Raw genomic sequence first — 19,452 nt, 5'->3', positions numbered from 1 at the left:
AATCCCCAAGAAAAATCTTGATTCTTTTCCAAACTCCCGTTAGGATTTGCCGGTGTTTCGGCAATTCTTTCGAATGGTTTGGATTGGCTTATTGATTGCCCTGCTTCCGACAGAAAATTCATTTGCTCAAGACTTTAAAACCCAACATTTCCCTGATGAAGGGTATCTACAGGCATGGAACTTTACTTTTCGAAATGAAAAATACAATCTTTTTGCCACCTTCCTTGTCAGTAATTTTGGACCGGGATCACATAACAACGGTATATCGCTTTTATTAAAACCAAAAGACCAACCAGTTTTTTATTCCACTCGAGAATTTGATTCTGATGAATATGAATTCAAAAAAGGCCAGTTCTACCAAAGGAGTGGGGAAAATTGGATGGAATATAAAAACGGAATTTATTCTTTCTATATGAACTATGGGGATTGGGAAATCAAATTAGATTATAAACCAAGACGTGGTTCTGTTCCCATTTCAAAAGGAAGGTATCCTTTGAAAGAAGAAGGAAAATTTGTCCAAGCAGACATCCCTTTTTCCTATTCCCAAGTCACGGGCACCATTCGGTACAAAGAAACCACAGAAGAAATCAAAGGAGTTGGTGGTTTGGAACATATCCTCTCCAATGAACCTGTTTACCAATACTCCAAAAAATGGGAACTGGTTCGTTCCATTACAAAAGACGGGTATAGAATTTTTACCGGTGGTTTTGTTGGGAATGCTGACTTTCCTGGTGCTTTTTTTCGCCGAGTCGCCGTTCTCGACAATTCTGGCCATCTTGTTTTAGAAGGAACAGTGGAACGTGCCGAAGTTTTGGATTGGGAAAAAGAACCTACTTCTGGTTATACGATCCCAAAAACAGAGGTTTTATATTTTAACGAAGGTAAATGTACCCTTCTTGTCAAACGAACTCGCGCCATTGCAGCGATGAGTGCTTTAGAAAATATTTCTTCGTTTTTACGATTTTTCATCCAACTATTCTTTGCCAAACCATACCAAATCCATTGGTATGCAGATCTGAAATTAGATTGTCCGGTTTGGTCCGGGGAAGCAAAAGGTTACCATTCCAATTATTTGATCAATGAATGAACTCTAAAAACGAATATAGACGAAATCTATGTATTAAAGATTATAATGTTCATTTAAACAATTAAAGAATGAACTTTTGTCCCTCATGAGCAATATGAACCTGCATTCCACCCGGTTTGATTAACCTTGCTTCATCTAAAATGATCCGGGCCACTTCATGGTCTGTGTGATCCGGTTCATGATGAGTGAGAACAACAGATCGAATTTCCATCATCTCCGCAAACTCCACTGCTTTACTAACAGCTGTGTGTCCCCAACCTAATTTTTTTTCTGCCTCCGCCGTGCTATACTGCGCATCAATGATGATGAGGTCAGCTCCAGCAATTTGAGGTTTCATTTTGAGTAAATGTTCACGATCTTCTTCCCGGTATTCTACATCGGTACAAAATAAGAAAATTTTATTTCCTTCACGAATCCTATATCCAGTGCATGATCCAGGATGGCGTAGCCCAAATGGAATGATCTTTAGACCACCTAACATATAGGACTCAAACTCTTTCCAAAGATGAAAATGTTTTTTGGATGCCATTTGTTGCAAAGTCACAGGAAAGTTTTCTGGGTGTTGTTGGCGAACTAGTCGTTCTTCCAAATTCTCAATACATGAGTAAAAGTGAATATTACAAGAAGGTGAATAACCAGGTTTAAAAAAAGGCCAACCTTGGATATGATCCCAATGTGTATGGGAAACTAAGATATGGATGTCCATATCTTCACCACTAAATGCCTGAGGAGCCATTTGGTTGCCGAGAACTCGAAGTCCCGTCCCCATATCTAAAATTACTTTTTCACCCCCATCCCCTTCGATGAATACACAAGTTGTGTTCCCTCCCAAATCTTGGGAAAGTGGGATGGGCAAATGGTTTAAAAACTCCTCTTCCGAAAAAGAAGTTGGATCCTTTTGCCACTCTTCTTTGGCCATTTGAAGAATCTTTAAAGTTTTCTCCCGTTGTTCCGGTTTAGAAATCGGTGTGGGGAGAGAACCTCGAACACCAAAAAGAGTTATTTTCATCTATTTCCTTTTAAAAATCCTGACAATACATCATCGGAAGGAATGCATTTGTTAGTTAGCCCAGAAATCCAAGAAAAACTTTGGAAGTTTACTACCAAAACTTCCTATCAATCAGACTACCTCCTGCAACCTAAAGAGCGGGGAAAAAAAATCGACCTAAAAAAATCTTTCCCGGATGAGATTCAAAACTTTGTTTTAGAGCTTGGTTCTGGATGGGGTGAAGTTGCCATCGAATTGGCAAAGAACGATCACCAAACAGGCTATTTGCTAATGGAAAAGAAGGTAAACCGAATCATCCACACCGAAAAACAACGACAAACGCTGGGTTTGGAGAATATCCGCTATATGACCGTTAACTTCCAGTGGTTTTTTGATGAATTGTTAGAGAAAGAAATTTTTGACAAAATCATCATCAACTTCCCTGATCCTTGGCCAAAGAAAAAACACCGAAAAAACAGACTCATGCAAGGCCACATGCTCGAACAAATTTACGATCTATTGAAACCAGGTGGTAAGTTGTCATTTGCGACCGATTACGGCCCGTATGCAAGACGAACGATTTCTTTATTTAGAAAATTTCCTAAATTTGTTTGGGACAATAAAGAATATGAATTCGAAAGACCCGGATTCCCGGTTTCCTTTTTCGAAGAAGAAAAAAGAAACGAAGGGAAACGAATCTATTATATAAATCGAACTAAAGTGAATTGAATATTCCAATTCACTTTAGATGCATTTGTTATATCGATTGGGTTGTTGTTAGTCGACAGTTACCGTACTGATACGAAGGCCATCTCGATCGCCTTTCCATGGAACAGGAGTTTGGTCCCTACCTTTGATAAGGAGCAGTTCCTTAGACCTTCCCTCCACTACAAGCCCATCCAATGGATAATAAAAATCTCCTTGGACAGGATAGGAATCTTTCCATTTTGAACCACCTTTCCAAAGATAGGTGGTGTTTTCAGTATTAACTAATAATGACTCCGGATTTTTGACAACAGAACGAATAGATTCAGTTGTTCCCAAAGAGTAAAGTTTTGCTTTTTCTGTTCCCTGATACATATGATTTCCCAATTGGATCAAACAAGAATCTTCCAAACAGCCGAGAATTTGTGCTGATTCTTTCGTATCTTTTTTAGCAATTGGGTTTGATACTTTTTTTTCTTTCTCTGTTTGTGAACCGATGACAAACACTTGAATTTGAAATTCTTTTTTCAAATCACGAAGAACAACGAGTTTTCCTTCCTCTGTGAATGAAAAACTTAAAAAATCGTTTCCATTCCACTCTTCTATAATCTCTAGATTCGGGTTTGTTTTTACAATTTTTCTGTCGGATCCTTTTTCCTTTTCTAAGAGAAGGAAAAAACCATTGGCATCAGCAGAACCTTGTTTCACCTTCCAACCAGCTAACACCTGTTTTTTAAAAGTCATTCTTCCAGATTCTGGGTAAATTTTGGTAGCAGTATCATTGGAAATCCCTACAAGTTCTTTTCCAGCTACAAGAAGTTGAAACGGAGTGGATGTATATTGTTTCCAGATAAGTTCCTTTGTGATTCGATCATATCCTACTAGTGCTGTTCCATAATTCACGATGATTCTGTTTGGATATACGATTGGAGTAGAAACCGGAGTTCCTGAAAGATTCAAATCAGTTACATGGAGTGGTTCATCATCTAAAGCATCAGAAGGAAGTAACCTTGCGTATTTAGTTTCCCCATATTCACGTAAAATTTTCTCTTTTACTTGGTTTCGTTTTGATTTAACCTTATCAGAAGGAGACTGTTTTTGTTTTGCATCCAAAATTCGAAACTGTGCAAACAAAGCCTCCGCAGACGGTTCTTCTTTGAGAACATGATCAATGATTTTTTCTGCTTCTTCTAATTTGTTTTCTTTATAATAAATATAAGCAAGTTGGATCTCACCATCCATAAAATCCGGATCGGATTTGCGAATTGATTCTAAAATGGATTTTGCTTCTTTGGTTAGGTCTTCGTTGAAATAAGCAATTGCCAAATTGTAAGAGGAAAGTCCAAACTCAGAATCCTTCTCTCTTGCTTTTTCAAATTCCCTTTTTGCGTTTTCCAGTTGGTTTATTTTATAAAATGCCAAACCTTTAGCAACGTTACTTGGTGCAAAATTTGGATTTACCAAAATAGAACGGTCAAAATCCCCCATGGCAGCTTCGTAATTTTTTCGTTTCATGGTCACGAGACCCAACATATAATATGCGTAATACGAATCTGGTTTTTCCTTTAAGATATCGTTAAAACCATCTTCTGCTTTCTTTAATTCCCCTTTTTTATAGTAAAAAGAGTAAATTCCCTCTTTAAAAGAAATCGCATTTTCTTTGTTTGAACGAACCGCATTTTCCAAAATGGAAAGGCCTTTTTCTTCCTCACCTTTCTCAATATAACATTCTGCAATTTTTACAAGAAGGGATGCCTTGGGAACCCGATCATATGCCTTTTGGTAAGGAGTGACTGCTTCCAAATATTTTTTACGGTTGAAGTATGAATTTCCTTCTTTTACAAAAGGAAGGATCTCCGCAAAACGAGAGTTCTCTGCTACCGTTTTCTCAGTTTCAATCAGTTCAGGAATGTCTTTAGTATATTTTTTGGATTTTTGAATGAACTCGTTTGCACGAGAATAATTTTCTTTAGCGTTTTCTTCTACGGCGCGTTTGTAATACAAACTTCCCAATCGGTAGTCTACTGCATCATTGTTCGGAAATTTTTTCTTTAGCCCCATATAAATGGATTCAGCTTCATCCCACTTGCTTGCGTCTTCCGCAATCCTACCTAAAGTGATGGCACTAAATGGATCTGTTGCCGAAAGGATTTCTAGTTTTTTAATGTATTCTTTTTCTTTTCTGGATTCTCCAGTTTTCGCATACACACGGGCTAATCCTTGTAAGGCGCCAGGATTGGTTGAATCCATTCGGTAAGCTTCTAAATAAGAACTTTCCGACTTTTTATATTCTCCAAAAGCAAAATAAGCACGACCAAAGGCATTTTGTGCAGCAGGATTTTCTGGATTCACACCCATAGCCCTTCCATATTCATCAAAGGCCTGTTTTCGTTTTCCTTGGCGTAGGAAAACATCACCACTAGCGATAAACTTTTGAGATTCTGCTAATACCTTTGCTTTACGAATCTCTTCTTTTTTTGCCTTAGGGTGTGATTCTGCTTTTTTTAATACATCCAAAGCTTCATCAAAACGACTAGAATCAATTAACACATATGCTAGGTTTAGTTTGGGTTCAAAAAAATTAGGATCCCAAGAAGCTGAGTCTTGGAAACTGAGAGTGGCTTTTTTAGTTTCTCCCCATTTCCATTCGCATATCCCTTGTTTGTTGCGAATTTCAGCATTTTTTGGAATTTTTATACCAGCTTGTTTGGAAGTTTTTAAACAATCAGAATAATTATGAGTTTGAATATAAACATTACACAATCCAACATATCCACTTGGATTTGTATCCGCAAAAGAAATAGCTTTTTTAAAACTATCTTCACTCTCTTTGAGTTTGCCACTTAGTAACTGAGCATTTCCAAGAAAGGACCATAAGGAACCATTTTGAGGTTGTAAATCTGTCGCTTTTTTAAATTCGGAAGTGGCTTCTGCATAATTCTTTTTGTTTAGGAAGTCATTACCGCGTTGGATGAGAGAAGCAATTTTAGTAGAAAGTTTCGCATCTTTGGCAGTTTTTAATTCCGGATTGAGTTTTTCCGCCTTTGCAAAGTAAGCTTCAGCTTCATCATATCGTTTTAATTCTAAACAGACATCTCCCAATTGGTTTAAAAGTTCGATTGGGTAAGGAAATTCTGGTTTTGTTTCCAAAGATTTTAGAACCACAAGGCTCTCTTGGTACCGACCTAGGTTTTTTAAAAGGATTCCCGTTTTGTATGTATAAATGGATTCTTCTGGTTTGAGTTGGCTTAAGGTTTGGTAAGTGGAAAGAGCTTCCTCGTTTTCTCCTAAAGTGGATTGAACTGTACCAAGCCCGATAAGGAGTTTTTCATTTTTGCGATCAATGTTTTTGCCTTTTTCGAAAGCAAGTTTTGCATTTTCATAATCTCCTAACTGATAGTAGGAGGAACCAAGTAATGAATAACCATCGATAAGTTCAAAAGTTTGAATGGAAGTTTTTGCCTTTTCCAATGCAGAATCGATGTTTCCCTTCTGGAATTCGTTACTTCCTTCTGCGACAAGAGCCCTAGCTTCTTCAATTTTTTGGCGATCCGACACATCGGATTTTTCGACAACCGGATCTTTTACAGTAACTGGTTTAAAATCTCTGGACTGACAACCAACAAATAGAACAAAGGTGATGTATAAAAAACTAAGTTGTCTCATTTTTGGAGCCTTTCCTCAAATTTAACCATGTCAGGATATCGTATTTTAACACCACGAAGAGGTGTGCCCGTAATGGGAGCGTTATGTGGTGTTAATACACCTATATTCCAAAAAGTTTCAAAATTCCAAGGAAGTTCTTCCACCGTTTTATTTCCTAATGACAAACGGATCATTTTCTTTTCGATATCAGTAGAAAGTTTAACAGTTCTTCCTTTTAATTCATCTTCTCTGTCCCAACGGTAAGAAGAACGAACAGGAGCCTCTTTTTCCTCTGAAGAAAACTTGATGATATGAAAATCTGTTTTGTCTATATAAACTAAAATTGTATTTTGGTTGTGATCAGTAAAAGACAAACCAACCGCACCATTTAGATCTTTTACAAGATCCAAAACAAGTTCAGCTTCCAAATAATCAGGTATTAGGTCTTCTGAATATACTCCATACCAGCCGTTGGGTAAGTCCTTGTTTTTTGCAAAGGTAAGTTTACCAGGAAATGTAGCAGAGAAATTCGGTGATGCCGATGTTAGGTTCCAAAATTCTTCGGACTCCCAACCTACACCATCCTCTAAAGAAATGGGCAATGCTATTGACGTAATTTGTTTGGGTCTAATTTTGATACCTGCCTTAGCATATTCAAAATTGGAACCATTTTGTGTGCGTATGAATTGTATCGGATAACTACCGTAAGGTACGCCTGATTCAGCGTATTGTGTTTTTCCTTTTTTCTGACCATCCACAACGATATCGAGGCCAGGAGGAAAACTGGAAATAACAATGGTTCCTTGGGATATATCATCGCTCCATTCTTGGAATACACGAGTTGTTTTTCCTGCACGAATTAAGATATTCCGTTTTACCGGATCTTTGCCAGGTTTTGCAAACGAAAGGATATGTTTTCCGTTGATGAGTTGGTAAGAAAGTAAAGGAGCTTTTCCCACTTCCACCCCATCCAAATAAATGGTAGTTCCCGGAGAGGTGGAAAATACTGAAACATTTCCACGTAGGGAAGCAGTAAAATAAGAGCGAAGTTCATCATCTGTAGGAGAAGATACTTCTGCGAAGTAAGAAGGGACAGTTCCCGTTAAAGGTTGGAGTTGTCTTTTCCCATGAAATACATCAAATGATTTTAATGATTTTACAACTGGTTCTTTTTCCTCTTGGTAAACAAAAACCGCCTTCCCAAAGTTTTGTGACAAAACAGGATCTTTGTATTGTACATCAATCGAAAGCCTATCGGCATTCTTCGTAAGCGAAAGTTCCAATAACAAATCTAAGTCGGAGGTTTCAGAAAATTTGGGGTCTGGATCTTTTGGAGATTTTTTATATAAACCCAGTTTGTTGTGAGGGAAGAGGACTTTCTCTTCTAATAACAGTAAATCGGATTTAGAAAACCCCTCTGGAATCTGTTTCCAGAGGAGGGAAAAATGAGGAGTGGATTTATTTACCAGTCGTTCTTTGTAATCTCTACCCGAAGGAAGGGGTTCTGATTCACCCGGTTCAGGGGTAACGAACTTAGGTTTTGTAAAACTTCGATTTAGTGTTTCGATCTTTGTGACCGAAGAACAATAACCGACTAAAAAACAAAGGACCGGTAAATAAACATATCTCATTTCGTCTTATCAAAACTCTCTTTGGGAGCTAATTTTAGGGAATCTTTTTGTACATCTTTTTTGATGTATTTTGAATCTTCAATGGACTTGGCTGTTTTGATTACTTCGTCAGATTTTGATTTTGTAATCTCACGAGATCTTGCAGCTTTTTCTAATTCTTCTGCAGAAGATCCAATGTTTAATTTTTGAAGTTCTTCGTTGTTGGTCCTTAGTTCGTTAGCAAGAGACTCAAACTGCAACATCTTAGTATTTTCAAAAGCCAACATTTCTTTCATCTCTGTTAGAGATTGTTTGTCCATTGGTTTAATCATCTTATCAGAAAGTTTAGTATCATTTCCGACTTCAGCTGTTTTCTGTTTGTCGACAACGATTTCGTTTTCTGAATTAGATTTGCGAATGGCAACAGCTCCGTCAAGAACCGTATACTTTACAACACAATTTCCAGATCCACAAGCAACGTTTCCACCTTTTGCTGATGGATTTTCAACATTGGTAAGAAAAATTGTACCACGAACACCCGCAATGGATGTAGGAGTTACGATATTGAATGATTCTGTTTTTCTTTCTTTGCGAAGAACAGTCACAAGTTTTCCATATTGCATATTCACTTCTGTTTCGCGTGAACCATCGTTTGCAGCAAACGCTTGGCTTACACTCAGTGAAGTATTTTTGTTTAACTTAAGTACTCCGTCTTCACCCACAAGGATTTCCACAGAACCGTTTTGTCCAGTTACAATGGTATCTTTGGAAGTTAAAACATCACCTAAGTTTGGTTTGATTTGTCCACTTTCACGGATCACGACTACATCACCTTTTACAAAGGCAACCACTACGTTACTTTCCTGCGCAGACTTATCTGTAACATTGGTTACAGATTCCTTAGAATCTTTTTGGCAAGCAGTAAAAAATATGGCGAAAATTGCCACAAATCCTATTGCTGTCAACCGATTGATCATTGTACGTTTCATATTCCTTCCTCCGGAAATGTCATTCTAAGAATAGATAACAACTGAGTGCTTGGCAACTCTTTTCCCTAATACCTTTTTGTGACAGCCTTTGTCCAATGGTCCCTTCTTGTCACGCGGTAGGGGTTTTCTAGGCTCTCAATCATGGATTCTAAGCTTTTTTTCCTGGTTTCATCCATGGATTCATTTAGGTGTTTTCGCATTGGACATTCAGAACCCAGTTCACAGCAATAAATTTCCTGACATGTTTCTTTAATCTTTCGCAATTCGGGAAAACTTTCCCAAAGTTCAACAGGTGTCAGGTGTAGGATTCCCCACTCTTTGACTCCAGGTGAATCAATGAGAACCGTATTTTCTTCCAAAAACAAAGCGAAAGAATTAGTTGTGGTATGTTTTCCTTTTTTTGTGGAACCACTGACTAAGTTCGTTCGTTGGACTGTCTTCTTATGGAGATGATTCATTAGAGTGGACTTTCCCACTCCTGAATTCCCACAAAGGAAGGTTCGTTTCCCGCGAATCCTTTCCCATAAAGGTTGGATGGATTCCTCCGAAAGAAGAGAGACACTCATCACTTCATAACCTAACTCTTTATAATAAACTTCTCGTTCTTCGATTTCCTCTTCAGAAATTAAATCTTTTTTTGTAAAAATAATCAGTGGAGGGATATCAGTTTGATACGATGCGGCAAGAAGTCGGTCGATGAAACCCGGTTTGGTTTCTGGGTCCTTACAGGAAGCAAGGATCGCCACTTGGTCCAGGTTGGCGCATAACACATGACTGTCGCCACGGTCACTCTTTCTGGACAGGAAGTTTTTCCTCTCCATTCGTTCCGAGATGACCCACTCTTCTCCCGAGGATTTTTCTGCCAAAACCATGTCTCCCACAACAAAGGGATGGCGTTCGTTCGAATTCTTTAGTCGTAATTTACCCTTAAGGACTGCGAGGGCATAGGTAGTTTCTTCCGAATAAATTTCATAATAAGCTCCGAAGATACGAGCGATTGTAAATAGTTCTTTACCCAAGTAGAATCTGCACCAAAATAATCTAGTTCTTACATTCTATACAGATGACATGCAAACACAAGTTTTCTTTCCATTTGGAATTATAATCCTTTCGGCTTTTGGTTGGTTTGTATTTGCTTATACCTTAAGCAACACTGATTCCGCAAATACCCATTCCCTAATTGCTACTTTTTTTGGGCTTCTAACTCTCAGCATTTTGTTCTTTTTACGCAAAAAATCCAAATCACAAGAAATGGAAAAACCCAAAAAACGGGATGAACTTGTCCAAAACCTATTTGCCTTAGAAAAGTTCAAAGAGGAACTAATTTCTTTTAACGACCCGGACCAAATCAGCGAAACCATTAGCCAGTTCCTTGCTTCGAAAATCCCTGCAGATTTTGTCCAAGTTTACACTTGGGATGAAAGAGAAGGACAGTTCCGTCCTAGGCCATTTTTAGAATCACGAGACCAGAAGTTTTCCAACCTACCTTCACTTCCTGTATTCAATCCATTTTTACTTTGGCTTTCTGAACGTGAAGGGATCCATATTAAAGAAAACTTCATTCAATACGCATCTCCTAACCACGAAAAAATAGCCGAACAAGCATTAAACTTTTTCACAGATACCAAATCAGAGTTAGTTGCAACTCTTTCCATCAAATCGAGTTTAGTTGGATTTATTTTACTCGGAAAACACAAAGAAGGAAAAATTTATGATATAGAAGAAATCGAAATCATTTTGGAAATCCTATCTGTTTCTCTTATGTCTTTATCCAACTCTATGATTTACCAACAGTTATTAAACTTAACAGAAACGTTGGAGGCAAAGGTAAGAGAACGAACTAAAGAATTGGAAGAAACCCAAGCACATTTGGTGCAGTCAGAGAAAATGGCTTCTCTTGGGGTGATGGTCGCAGGCATTGCTCACGAAATCAACACTCCTGCCGCAGTGATCAATGGTTCTGCTGACAACTTGGATGCCAATTTAGTTTTTGTTTTATCGCATTTAGGGGACATTTCTCAACTCATTCAGAATCCTGATTTTCGTTCTATATATTTGGACATTCTCTTTAGTTTTGTAAAAGAAGATCCAAAGGCAAAAATTGATCCTAAAGACAAATTCAAACTTAAAAAAGAAACCAAGTTTCGATTTGTCCAAGATGGGATTCCAGAAAATGATGCTACTGATTTGGCTACCTTTATCATCGACCACCAACTTTTGCATATGCAGGAAGAACTCATTCGTATCTGGAAAGCTGGCGGAAAAGAGACTTTCGAGATGTTAAAGAATACTTTAAGCCTGCAAAGAAATATCAAAAACATCAAATATGCCATTCGTAATATAGTTCGGATTGTCAAAGCACTAAAGTATTACTCTCACCTAGGACAAGCATCGTATGCGGAGTCTGACCTTCATGAAGGCTTAGAAAATACACTCGTGATCATGCAAAACCAAATCAAACACGGTGTAGAAATTGAAAGAGCTTATGGGACCATACCACCAGTCCGATGTAATATCGACGAATTGAACCAAGTTTGGACTAACCTGATCACCAATGCCATCCATGCGATGAAAAAAATAGAACATCCTAAACTCATTATTTCTTCTAAAATGGTTGGAGAAGATTTTGTTTTAATTAGTTTCGAAGACAATGGATCAGGAATTCCAACGGAGATAAAAGATAAAATTTGGGATCCATTTTTTACGACCAAAGACCAAGGAGAAGGTACGGGTTTAGGACTTGGTATAGTGAAAGGTATTATCGAAAAACACAAAGGAAGGATTGAAGTGGAATCCACTCCAGGAAAAACTCGGTTCCTAGTTTATCTACCGTTAGTTGGTCCTGGAGATGTTCCAAGTATCCCGAAAGAGATCTTCCGGGAAATTCGTGGTTAAGAAAAAAGAGGTTTGCCTGCTTGGGTTAAGAGTTTTTCCCAACTATCTTTGGTTTGTTCAAATTTTTTACGAAGGATCCCCACTTCCTTTTCACTGGAAGATTGTTTTGCTTGTTTCCAAGTTTGGAATTCTTGTATCGCAGTTTCTCTAAGACTGGTTAGTTGTTCTTCCCAATGACGAAGTTTCGATTCTTCCAAATTTGCAAATTGGTTCAGAGTTTCTTTTTCTTTCAGATACATTGTTTTCTGAAGGATTTTTTCCTCAGAAACTTTTTTTAAATTATAAGTAAGACCTAAATAAGAGAGAGCTTTGATCATCCATTTGGATGGATCATAATCAAACCAACGAATCCCATTTCGATAATCCGATTGAAATTCATGGTGGAAGTTATGAAACCCTTCACCGAATGTAAAGAAGGCGATGATCCAATTATCTCTTGCCGTTTGTTCTTTGGAAAAAGTTCGTTCTCCCCAAACATGGCATGCACTGTTGATAAAAAAAGTAAATTGATGAACAACAAAAAGGCGAAGAAAACCCGCGACAAAAAATCCTTCTAAAAAAGAACCCCAGAGCATTGTGATAAGTCCAGGAAGGATAAAACACATAAAGATAGAAATGGAATAAAAATGTTTATGTTGCCAAACCACCAGAGGGTCATTTACCAAATCTTGTACCCCTTGTTGGACATACTTTCGTTTGCGAAATAACCAACCAATGTGAGCAAACCAAAATCCCTTTTTGATTGAATAAGGATCTTTGTCAGTATCTACAAAACGATGGTGAATGCGGTGGTCTTCGCTCCATTCCAAAGCTGTGGATTGAAATGCCGCGGCACCAAAAAGAAGTAACCAAAGTTTGACGGGAGTTTTTGCCTCATAGGCTTTATGTGAAAAAAGTCTGTGATAACCTACGGTGATCCCCATTCCCGTGGCAAAGAAGTAAAATACAAATAAAGCCCATGTACCCATATGAATGGTATCATACAGATAAATATAAAGAGATCCGAAGATTCCGACCAATGGGGAAGTCAGTAAAAATATAGTAGTCACCCAATCGATAGGGGTTTGGGTTTTGATTTCAGCTTGTGTCGTCATAGAGAATACCTGTTTCATGGAGTGGGAGTCCTAAACAAGGATTCTGGTTGCAAAAAAAATGAGTACAGAACGTTACAAACCGGGGTTTTTGGAACAGTGGGGACGAAAGGTCCTGGTTTCGATCCATTCACTTTCGAGAAAACCCGAGGATTCTGGCAAAAGTTTTTCCTACCATTCGAAATGTATTCTTTTTTGGGGAGTGTTCCTGTCCTTTTGGATTGGGTTTTTGCCTTCGGTTGCCTTTGTGTATCTCGCAACCTACCTTCCCCCTCTAAACTTTTGGCCTTTGGAAACTCTTTCCGTTGTGGCCCTTTCCAAATTTGTTTTTCTATTAGCTCTTGTCACTTTAGTCGAATTTTACCTCCTCTTTCGATTAGGGTTTTATCTTTCCTATCGAATGGCACAGTATGCAGACATTGAACTTGCCGAAGAACCGGAACTCATCACGCCGATTCCCGGTATGATGGCACGTTTGGTTTTAGAAATACCCGATCCAAGGATTCGTTTGTACGGAATTGATCCTTATAAAAATTTAAATGAACGTGCACTATTCTTTCGAACTGTTTTATACAAAAGTAAAGTTTTCCTTTCCAATATATTCGCCAAACTTCTATTAAAGGTTTTTTTAGGAAGGACAGGTCTTCGATTTTTAATTGAGTATATATCAGGTCCTATCACTGGAATTTGGGATAGTGTAACAACGTATTTGATTTTATTTGAATTACGCAAAAGAATCATCACAAGGAAACTTTCGGATGCGATGTTACTAAAAATTAAGGCAAAACATGGATCGGAAGGATTCATCGAAGCAACTTTACGTGCTGTCGCAATTTCCATTGTGTTCACAAAAACATTTCATCCGAATTTTGAATATTTACTCTTTGGATTGATTCGTTATTTGCCAAACAAAGACAAACTGAGAAACTTAGATGATTGGAGCGAATTTGTAAATTTATTCCAAAAATTGACAAAAGAAGAAAGAAATTGGTCTATCTCTGTTTTTGCACTTTGTTCCACATTTGATGGATCCTTAAATAAAGAAGAATTGAATGCGTTTCAAGAAATTACTGATATTTCACCTGTTTGGCTTTTGGACAGAGTTCGTCATTTGGGTGAAACCATAGACAAAGGCGAATTGGCAGAATCTTTGCTTTGGATGGAAAAAATCCTTCCCGAAGAATCCATTCAATGAAAGGCTAGAATTAGTCTAAATACAAAGGAGACAATCATGGCACAAGTAACACTCAAAGGAAATCCAGTTCCACTCGAAGGATCTATTCCTAAACCAGGGGATAAGGCTCCCGACTTTAAGGTCGCCAAACAAGACCTAGGTGAACTAACTTTAAAAGATCTCGCAGGTAAGGTAAAAATCCTAGTAGCTGTTCCCAGTTTAGATACTGCAGTTTGTGCCATAGAAACAAAAAAGTTTAATGAAAAAGTAGCAAAAGAAAACGGTATCACTACTCTGATTATTTCGGGGGACCTTCCTTTTGCAATGAAACGATTTTGTTCTACAGAAGGAATCGATTCTGAAAACTTAATCACTGGATCACAATTTAAGGACTTTTCATTTTCCAAAAATTACGGAACTCATATAGCAGCTGGTCCGCTTGCCGGTCTATCAGCACGAGCCGTTTTTGTTGTTGATAAAGATGATATCATTCGTTATACGGAACTTGTACCTGAAATTGGTAGTGAACCCAATTACGATACAGTGTTTTCCGAAGCTAAGAAACTAGTTTAGTCAATTCATGAACTTGGCAAGGGAGACTGTATTCCTTTGCCAAATCTTTTATTTTTGAAACCAATTCTTCATCAAAACTAAAAAATACCACTTTCCAATCTTCTTCCGCATTAGCGATACATTGTAGAGTATAATCAAGCGCAGCATCACGTCGCATTACGTCCATATGCCGAAACGGCTCATCTAGTAACAAAAAAGGTAAATTGAATTGTTTTCCAATCCGAAACGCATATTCCAATCGAAGGACATAAGAAATTTGTTCTTTGGTTCCAGTAGATAAATTTGTAAATCCTTGGTTTGTATTAGATGAATCGGTGCTGATCTGAATTTCTTCAGAAAATCCATTCCATTGAATTTGTTTTGTTGGAAGAGATCCTTTTAAGGCATCCATTCTTAATTGTAAAGATTTGACAAGTGAGGACATTTTGTCAGTACTATCCAATTGAATTTCATTAAAAACTTCAGCTAACACTTCCAAGGCATTGAAATTTTTTTCTAATTCATTTTTTCTTTTTTCTTTTGTTTCTAAATCACGTTTATTTTGCTCCCATTCTTTTTGAGCAGGAACCATTCGAGATTCTAAAACAGCTTTGCCTGTATCCAATTTTTTTTCTAATTCAACCAGGATTCTTTCTATATCACGAATTTTATTAGATATTGATTGAATTTCATTTTCTAATTTTTGTTTGGTGGTCCTATTTCCTGAGGTAAAGGTTTTTGAAATTCCTTTTTTTTCTAGGTCAATTCGTTTATCTTTCAATTGGAGTTTTAAATCTACTAAATCACTAACTCCCCATTTTTTGGATTCGGATATTAAGGATTCTTCCAAAGTTCGCAACTTATCTTTCCTCAATCGAATTTGGACATACAACTCTGAAAGTTCAGAAAGAGAATGAACTCCTGATTCTCTTAAAATAACAGCTAATTCTTTTTCCTTTTCTAAAAGTTGATCTTTTCCTTTTTTTTCTTCCAGACGAAACTGATTGATTTCTTCTTCCAAGACAGTGATGTTTGCCTGAAAACTATCTCTTTCTAGTTTTTGTTTTGTGTATTCGCGATCAAACCTTTGGAAAATTAAGTTGATTGATTCCATACTCAAGGAATCAGGTTTCCATTCTCCTAAAGTTTTTGTTTCCATTTCTGAATAAATTTTTCGAATCATTTCGTTCCACTTTGGTTCGTCGCGTTCCACCTTGATTTCTTTTGCACGAAAAACAAAATACAATGAGGAACCCAAAAAAAGAATTGGAAGAGTGTAGACCCAGATCCCAAAATCAGTAAACAAGGATAGAATTAAAGAAAAAATACCAAATATACCTAGCCCACCCGCCAAACTTCTGTATAATGGATTCCAAATTATTTTTTGTACTACTGGAGATTCTTCTTGGAATTTTCGAATGTTTTGTTTCCAAGATTCAAAAAAATCAAAATAAGATTCTAGTTTTTTTGATTTTTGTTCCGATTGTGTTTTTTGACTAAAAGAGGATTCTAGTTTCTTTTCTAATTGTAAAAATCTCTCTTTTGAAATAGTTATTTTTTGTTCAATTGATTGGATTTCTCCATCTATCTCTTTTGATTTTTGATCCCAATTAGATTTGAGTATTCGTTCATCTTGCTTTGATTGGGTTTCCAATGTTTCCCATTGCAAAAGTTGGCCATAAACTCTTTCGACTTCCGCAAATTCTTCAGATTCTTTTAATTCTTCTAATAGTTTTTGTTGTTTTGATTGTTCCGCTAAAGAAATAGATAACTCTTCTTTTCTTTTTTGGCGCTCAATTTCCCAGGTAGGTAATTCTGCAAATTGAGATGCAATTTTATTCAAATTAACTTCCGCTTCATCAAACTTTTGTTTGGCAGTCGTAAGTTCCAGTAAAGTTTGGTTCCATTCTTTTGCGGACTTTCTTGTCCCTGTTTTAGCTGAAAGTTGTTCTACTTGTTCGATGAGTTTAGCGGGATTATATCCACTATCGAATATTGTTTGTTCAATTGTGCTGATCAGTTCTTTTTCTGATCCTACATCCATATTCCCTTCTCTAATGACAAGAGAGTTCAAATATAAATTTTGAGAAAGGGAGAGTTTTGGAATTCCTAAATCGGAATTTCTTTCTGTTTGGTATCGAACATTGAGAAGGGAACCATACTTTGTACTTCCCACCACTTTGACAAGTGCTGATACAAATGCATCCAAGATCGTTGTTTTACCTGATTCATTGGGCCCCGTAAACACAGTCACTTTTTGAATAGGAAATTCTTTTTTGGAAAAAATACCGAAGTTTTCAATTTTTAATTTCATCGATTTTTTTTACCTTCTAAAATCAACCGAATTCCTGTGACACGAGTGTGTCGCCAAAGGGAAGGATCCATTTGTTCTTTTCTTGCATTCATCTTATCTAAAAACTGTTTCACAAATTCATTTTCAGAAAGATGTTGGATGACTGTGATTTGTGATTCATCGGGATCAAATTCCAAAATTCGAAATTTAGATTTCCAAATACGTTGTACTTCTTCCTGGAATTTTTGTTTTTCCGACATTGAGTCTACATACCCGACAAACCGAAATACAATCCAATCATTCGGATTTGTACCTTCGAGATAAGTTTCTATGCTCTCTTCTGGTTTTCCATCGGTATCCAAAGAAACGACAATTTCTCTATATTCACCAGCGGAATTCCAAAAAACAGATTCCGTACGAATTGTACTTCCATCTACATAAATAAAAATCCCACCTCTTTTCCCTGATTCTCCTTTTCGCCAAACTCGAGATGATCCCGCATAACCCACATTACACTTACCGACCGTTCCCATTCGGGCCTTATGAAGATGACCAATGGCCAGATAATCCAAATCTAAACTCTGAATTAAATTGGGATCTAAATAAGAGCCACCTTCTTCTTCTTCCTCACTTAGGCCGGTAAAACTCATTCCCGAAACAGTTCCATGTGCAAGTCCAATTCGAAGTTTTGTTTGTTTTGCTTGCGGAGGAGAGAGTAACAATTCAGAATAATTTTCTTGGTGAGGGATGGATAAAAATTCAATGCCGTTGTCTTCAAATAAAAAGAAAGGAGTTTTATCTAAAACTTTTACTTTGGATGTCCAATCATAATCCGCATAACGATTGTCATTACCTTTTTTCTCCAAAATTTCATGGTTGCCTGGAAGGAAATATACTATTCCCGAATACGAAGATATTTCTTTTAGAAAATCCGAACGTAAGCTTTCTAAGTCGGGAAATGTATTAAATAGATCTCCACAAAATAGAATACGAGCACACTTCGTTGATTCAGCGGTTTGAAATATTTCTCGTAATACAGAGAGAGAATAATTCTGCTCATCTGGTGAATTTTTGGAAAGGTGGAGGTCGGATACTTGTAATAACTTCATTTTGTATGGTTAGGGGTGAGTTTAACTCCCCCCTGGGACAAAATAAAGAAATTACGAAAAAAAAGCAAGGGAGCTGTTAAATCACCCTGTCTTTTTTAAACTCCGCAATTTGATCCTTTGGAAACCCCAAACTGGACAAAATTTCTTCTGTATGCTCCCCATGTTCTGGCGGGTCATTTCTGTAAGCAAAGGGAGTTTCTGAAAAATGAAACGGAGATCCAAATTGTAAAATCGGACCGTATTTAGGATGGTTTCTTTCGATGACCATGCCACGGTCCTTCATATGTTGGTCTTCCGAAACTTCTTTCATATTGAGAATGGGTGATAAACAAGCATCTGTATTATCAAAGATTGGTTGCAAATCGGAATATGTTTTGGATTTAAAATAATCGGTTAACTCTTGTTTAATGATTGGAATATTTGCTTCGTTCATTGGATGGTCTTTGGTTAAATTTTCCATTCCGGCAGCTCGTAAAAAAGTTTGGAAGAACATATCTTCTAAGGCACCAAGAGCCACATACCTTCCTTCTTTTGTTTCATAAACATTATAATTTGGTAATTTACCAGATAAGATATCATTCCCCGCTTCTGGTGATTTTTCAGACGAAGATAAAATTCCACCGTATAACGAAAGAAATTGGAGAGAAGCATCCGTCATAGAGATATCGATGCGTTGGCCTTTTCCAGTTTTTTCTCTATAATAAAGAGCAGCAAGGATCGCAGAAAGAGCAGTGAGTGTTCCACCTCCCACATCTGCCAATTGGAAACCAGCAGGTCTTGGTGGATTTCCGGTTTGGTCAAGCACACCAGAGATGGCTAAATAGTTTAGATCATGTCCTGCAAAGTCTACGTATTTTCCCGAGATTCCGTAGCCAGAAATTCCACAATAAATCAATCGTGGAAATTTTTCTTTTAATACATCATAACCAATTCCCATCTTATCCATTCCATCTGGTCGAAAACCTTCGAGTAAAATGTCTGCATCTTCTAAAAGTTTAAAAAGAATTTCTTTGGCCTGTTCTCGTTTTAAATTCAGCGTGATCGCTTTTTTATTTCGATTCAACATCATGTATAAGGCAGGATATCCCGTTTTACCTTTGAACATTGCACGAGATCCATCATAGGCTCTTGGATTTTCAATCTTGATGACTTCTGCTCCCATGTCTGCTAAATGTTGCGAACATAAAGGGCCTGGAAGAAGTAAAGATAAGTCGACAACTTTCACACCAGCAAGTGGTCCATTAGATGATTGGTTTTTGTTTTGGCTCATTTGGTTTTATTGCATTTCCTGGAAATTTTTTATTAATTTAAGCT

14 protein-coding genes are annotated in these 19,452 nt (G+C 37.3%); 5 read left to right on the top strand and 9 right to left on the bottom strand.

Going from position 1 to position 19,452, the window contains the following annotated elements:
- Positions 1-52: 52 nt before the first annotated feature.
- Positions 53-1,087, top strand: coding sequence for a hypothetical protein (locus CH364_RS17815; RefSeq protein WP_100744144.1), 1,035 nt, complete (start codon positions 53-55; stop codon positions 1,085-1,087).
- 61 nt (positions 1,088-1,148) lie between these two features.
- Here the strand turns inward: CH364_RS17815 and CH364_RS17810 are convergent, their stop codons facing one another.
- The gene (locus CH364_RS17810; RefSeq protein ID WP_100744143.1) at positions 1,149-2,096 is read right to left on the bottom strand and encodes an MBL fold metallo-hydrolase; all 948 of its coding nucleotides are present in this window, start codon (positions 2,094-2,096) and stop codon (positions 1,149-1,151) included.
- Between the two features lie 48 nt (positions 2,097-2,144).
- Here CH364_RS17810 and trmB point away from each other — a divergent pair, with 48 nt between their 5' ends.
- Complete coding sequence (trmB, locus tag CH364_RS17805) at positions 2,145-2,804, top strand: tRNA (guanine(46)-N(7))-methyltransferase TrmB (RefSeq protein ID WP_100744760.1); 660 nt, start codon at positions 2,145-2,147, stop codon at positions 2,802-2,804.
- A 48-nt stretch (positions 2,805-2,852) separates the two neighbouring features.
- On the opposite strand, the gene CH364_RS17800 is transcribed toward trmB, so the two are convergent.
- The 4 genes from CH364_RS17800 to rsgA form a co-directional block, all read right to left on the bottom strand.
- Positions 2,853-6,446: a tetratricopeptide repeat protein gene (locus CH364_RS17800; RefSeq protein ID WP_100744142.1), complete on the bottom strand. Its 3,594-nt coding sequence runs from the start codon at positions 6,444-6,446 to the stop codon at positions 2,853-2,855.
- Complete coding sequence (locus CH364_RS17795) at positions 6,443-8,056, bottom strand: LIC10124 family lipoprotein (protein ID WP_100744141.1); 1,614 nt, start codon at positions 8,054-8,056, stop codon at positions 6,443-6,445. The genes CH364_RS17800 and CH364_RS17795 overlap by 4 nt, the downstream gene beginning before the upstream one ends.
- Complete coding sequence (locus tag CH364_RS17790; protein ID WP_100744140.1) at positions 8,053-9,024, bottom strand: FecR family protein; 972 nt, start codon at positions 9,022-9,024, stop codon at positions 8,053-8,055. The genes CH364_RS17795 and CH364_RS17790 overlap by 4 nt, the downstream gene beginning before the upstream one ends.
- A 65-nt stretch (positions 9,025-9,089) precedes the next feature.
- The gene (gene rsgA, locus CH364_RS17785; RefSeq protein WP_100744139.1) at positions 9,090-10,043 is read right to left on the bottom strand and encodes a ribosome small subunit-dependent GTPase A; all 954 of its coding nucleotides are present in this window, start codon (positions 10,041-10,043) and stop codon (positions 9,090-9,092) included.
- Between the two features lie 49 nt (positions 10,044-10,092).
- Here rsgA and CH364_RS17780 point away from each other — a divergent pair, with 49 nt between their 5' ends.
- On the top strand, positions 10,093-11,919 hold the full coding sequence (locus tag CH364_RS17780; RefSeq protein ID WP_100744138.1) for a sensor histidine kinase: 1,827 nt from the start codon (positions 10,093-10,095) through the stop codon (positions 11,917-11,919).
- Here the strand turns inward: CH364_RS17780 and CH364_RS17775 are convergent.
- Entirely contained in the window at positions 11,916-13,013 is a 1,098-nt protein-coding gene (locus tag CH364_RS17775; protein ID WP_100744137.1) for an acyl-CoA desaturase, read from the bottom strand. The two genes, CH364_RS17780 and CH364_RS17775, sit on opposite strands and share 4 nt — an antisense overlap.
- A 58-nt stretch (positions 13,014-13,071) precedes the next feature.
- On the opposite strand from CH364_RS17775, the gene CH364_RS17770 reads away from it, so the two are divergent.
- Positions 13,072-14,205, top strand: a complete 1,134-nt coding sequence (locus CH364_RS17770; protein WP_100744136.1) for an LBF_2804 family protein — start codon at positions 13,072-13,074, stop codon at positions 14,203-14,205.
- Between the two features lie 36 nt (positions 14,206-14,241).
- Positions 14,242-14,757, top strand: a complete 516-nt coding sequence (tpx, locus tag CH364_RS17765) for a thiol peroxidase (protein ID WP_100744135.1) — start codon at positions 14,242-14,244, stop codon at positions 14,755-14,757.
- Here tpx and CH364_RS17760 read toward each other — a convergent pair.
- The 3 genes from CH364_RS17760 to CH364_RS17750 all read right to left on the bottom strand — a co-directional run bounded on the left by CH364_RS17760 (position 14,741) and on the right by CH364_RS17750 (position 19,408).
- Positions 14,741-17,050 carry an ATP-binding protein gene (locus tag CH364_RS17760; RefSeq protein WP_100744134.1) on the bottom strand — a complete coding sequence of 770 codons (2,310 nt, stop codon included), beginning with the start codon at positions 17,048-17,050 and terminating at the stop codon, positions 14,741-14,743. The two genes, tpx and CH364_RS17760, sit on opposite strands and share 17 nt — an antisense overlap.
- Entirely contained in the window at positions 17,047-18,138 is a 1,092-nt protein-coding gene (locus tag CH364_RS17755; RefSeq protein ID WP_100744133.1) for a metallophosphoesterase family protein, read from the bottom strand. The genes CH364_RS17760 and CH364_RS17755 overlap by 4 nt, the downstream gene beginning before the upstream one ends.
- 76 nt (positions 18,139-18,214) lie before the next feature.
- Positions 18,215-19,408, bottom strand: coding sequence for a CaiB/BaiF CoA transferase family protein (locus CH364_RS17750; RefSeq protein ID WP_100744132.1), 1,194 nt, complete (start codon positions 19,406-19,408; stop codon positions 18,215-18,217).
- Positions 19,409-19,452: the final 44 nt, after the last annotated feature.

This window comes from Leptospira harrisiae (genome assembly GCF_002811945.1).
GTDB classification, from domain to species: domain Bacteria; phylum Spirochaetota; class Leptospiria; order Leptospirales; family Leptospiraceae; genus Leptospira_A; species Leptospira_A harrisiae.
The sequence above is the reverse complement of the archived record's forward strand: the minus strand, read 5'-3'. Positions and strand labels throughout refer to the sequence as shown.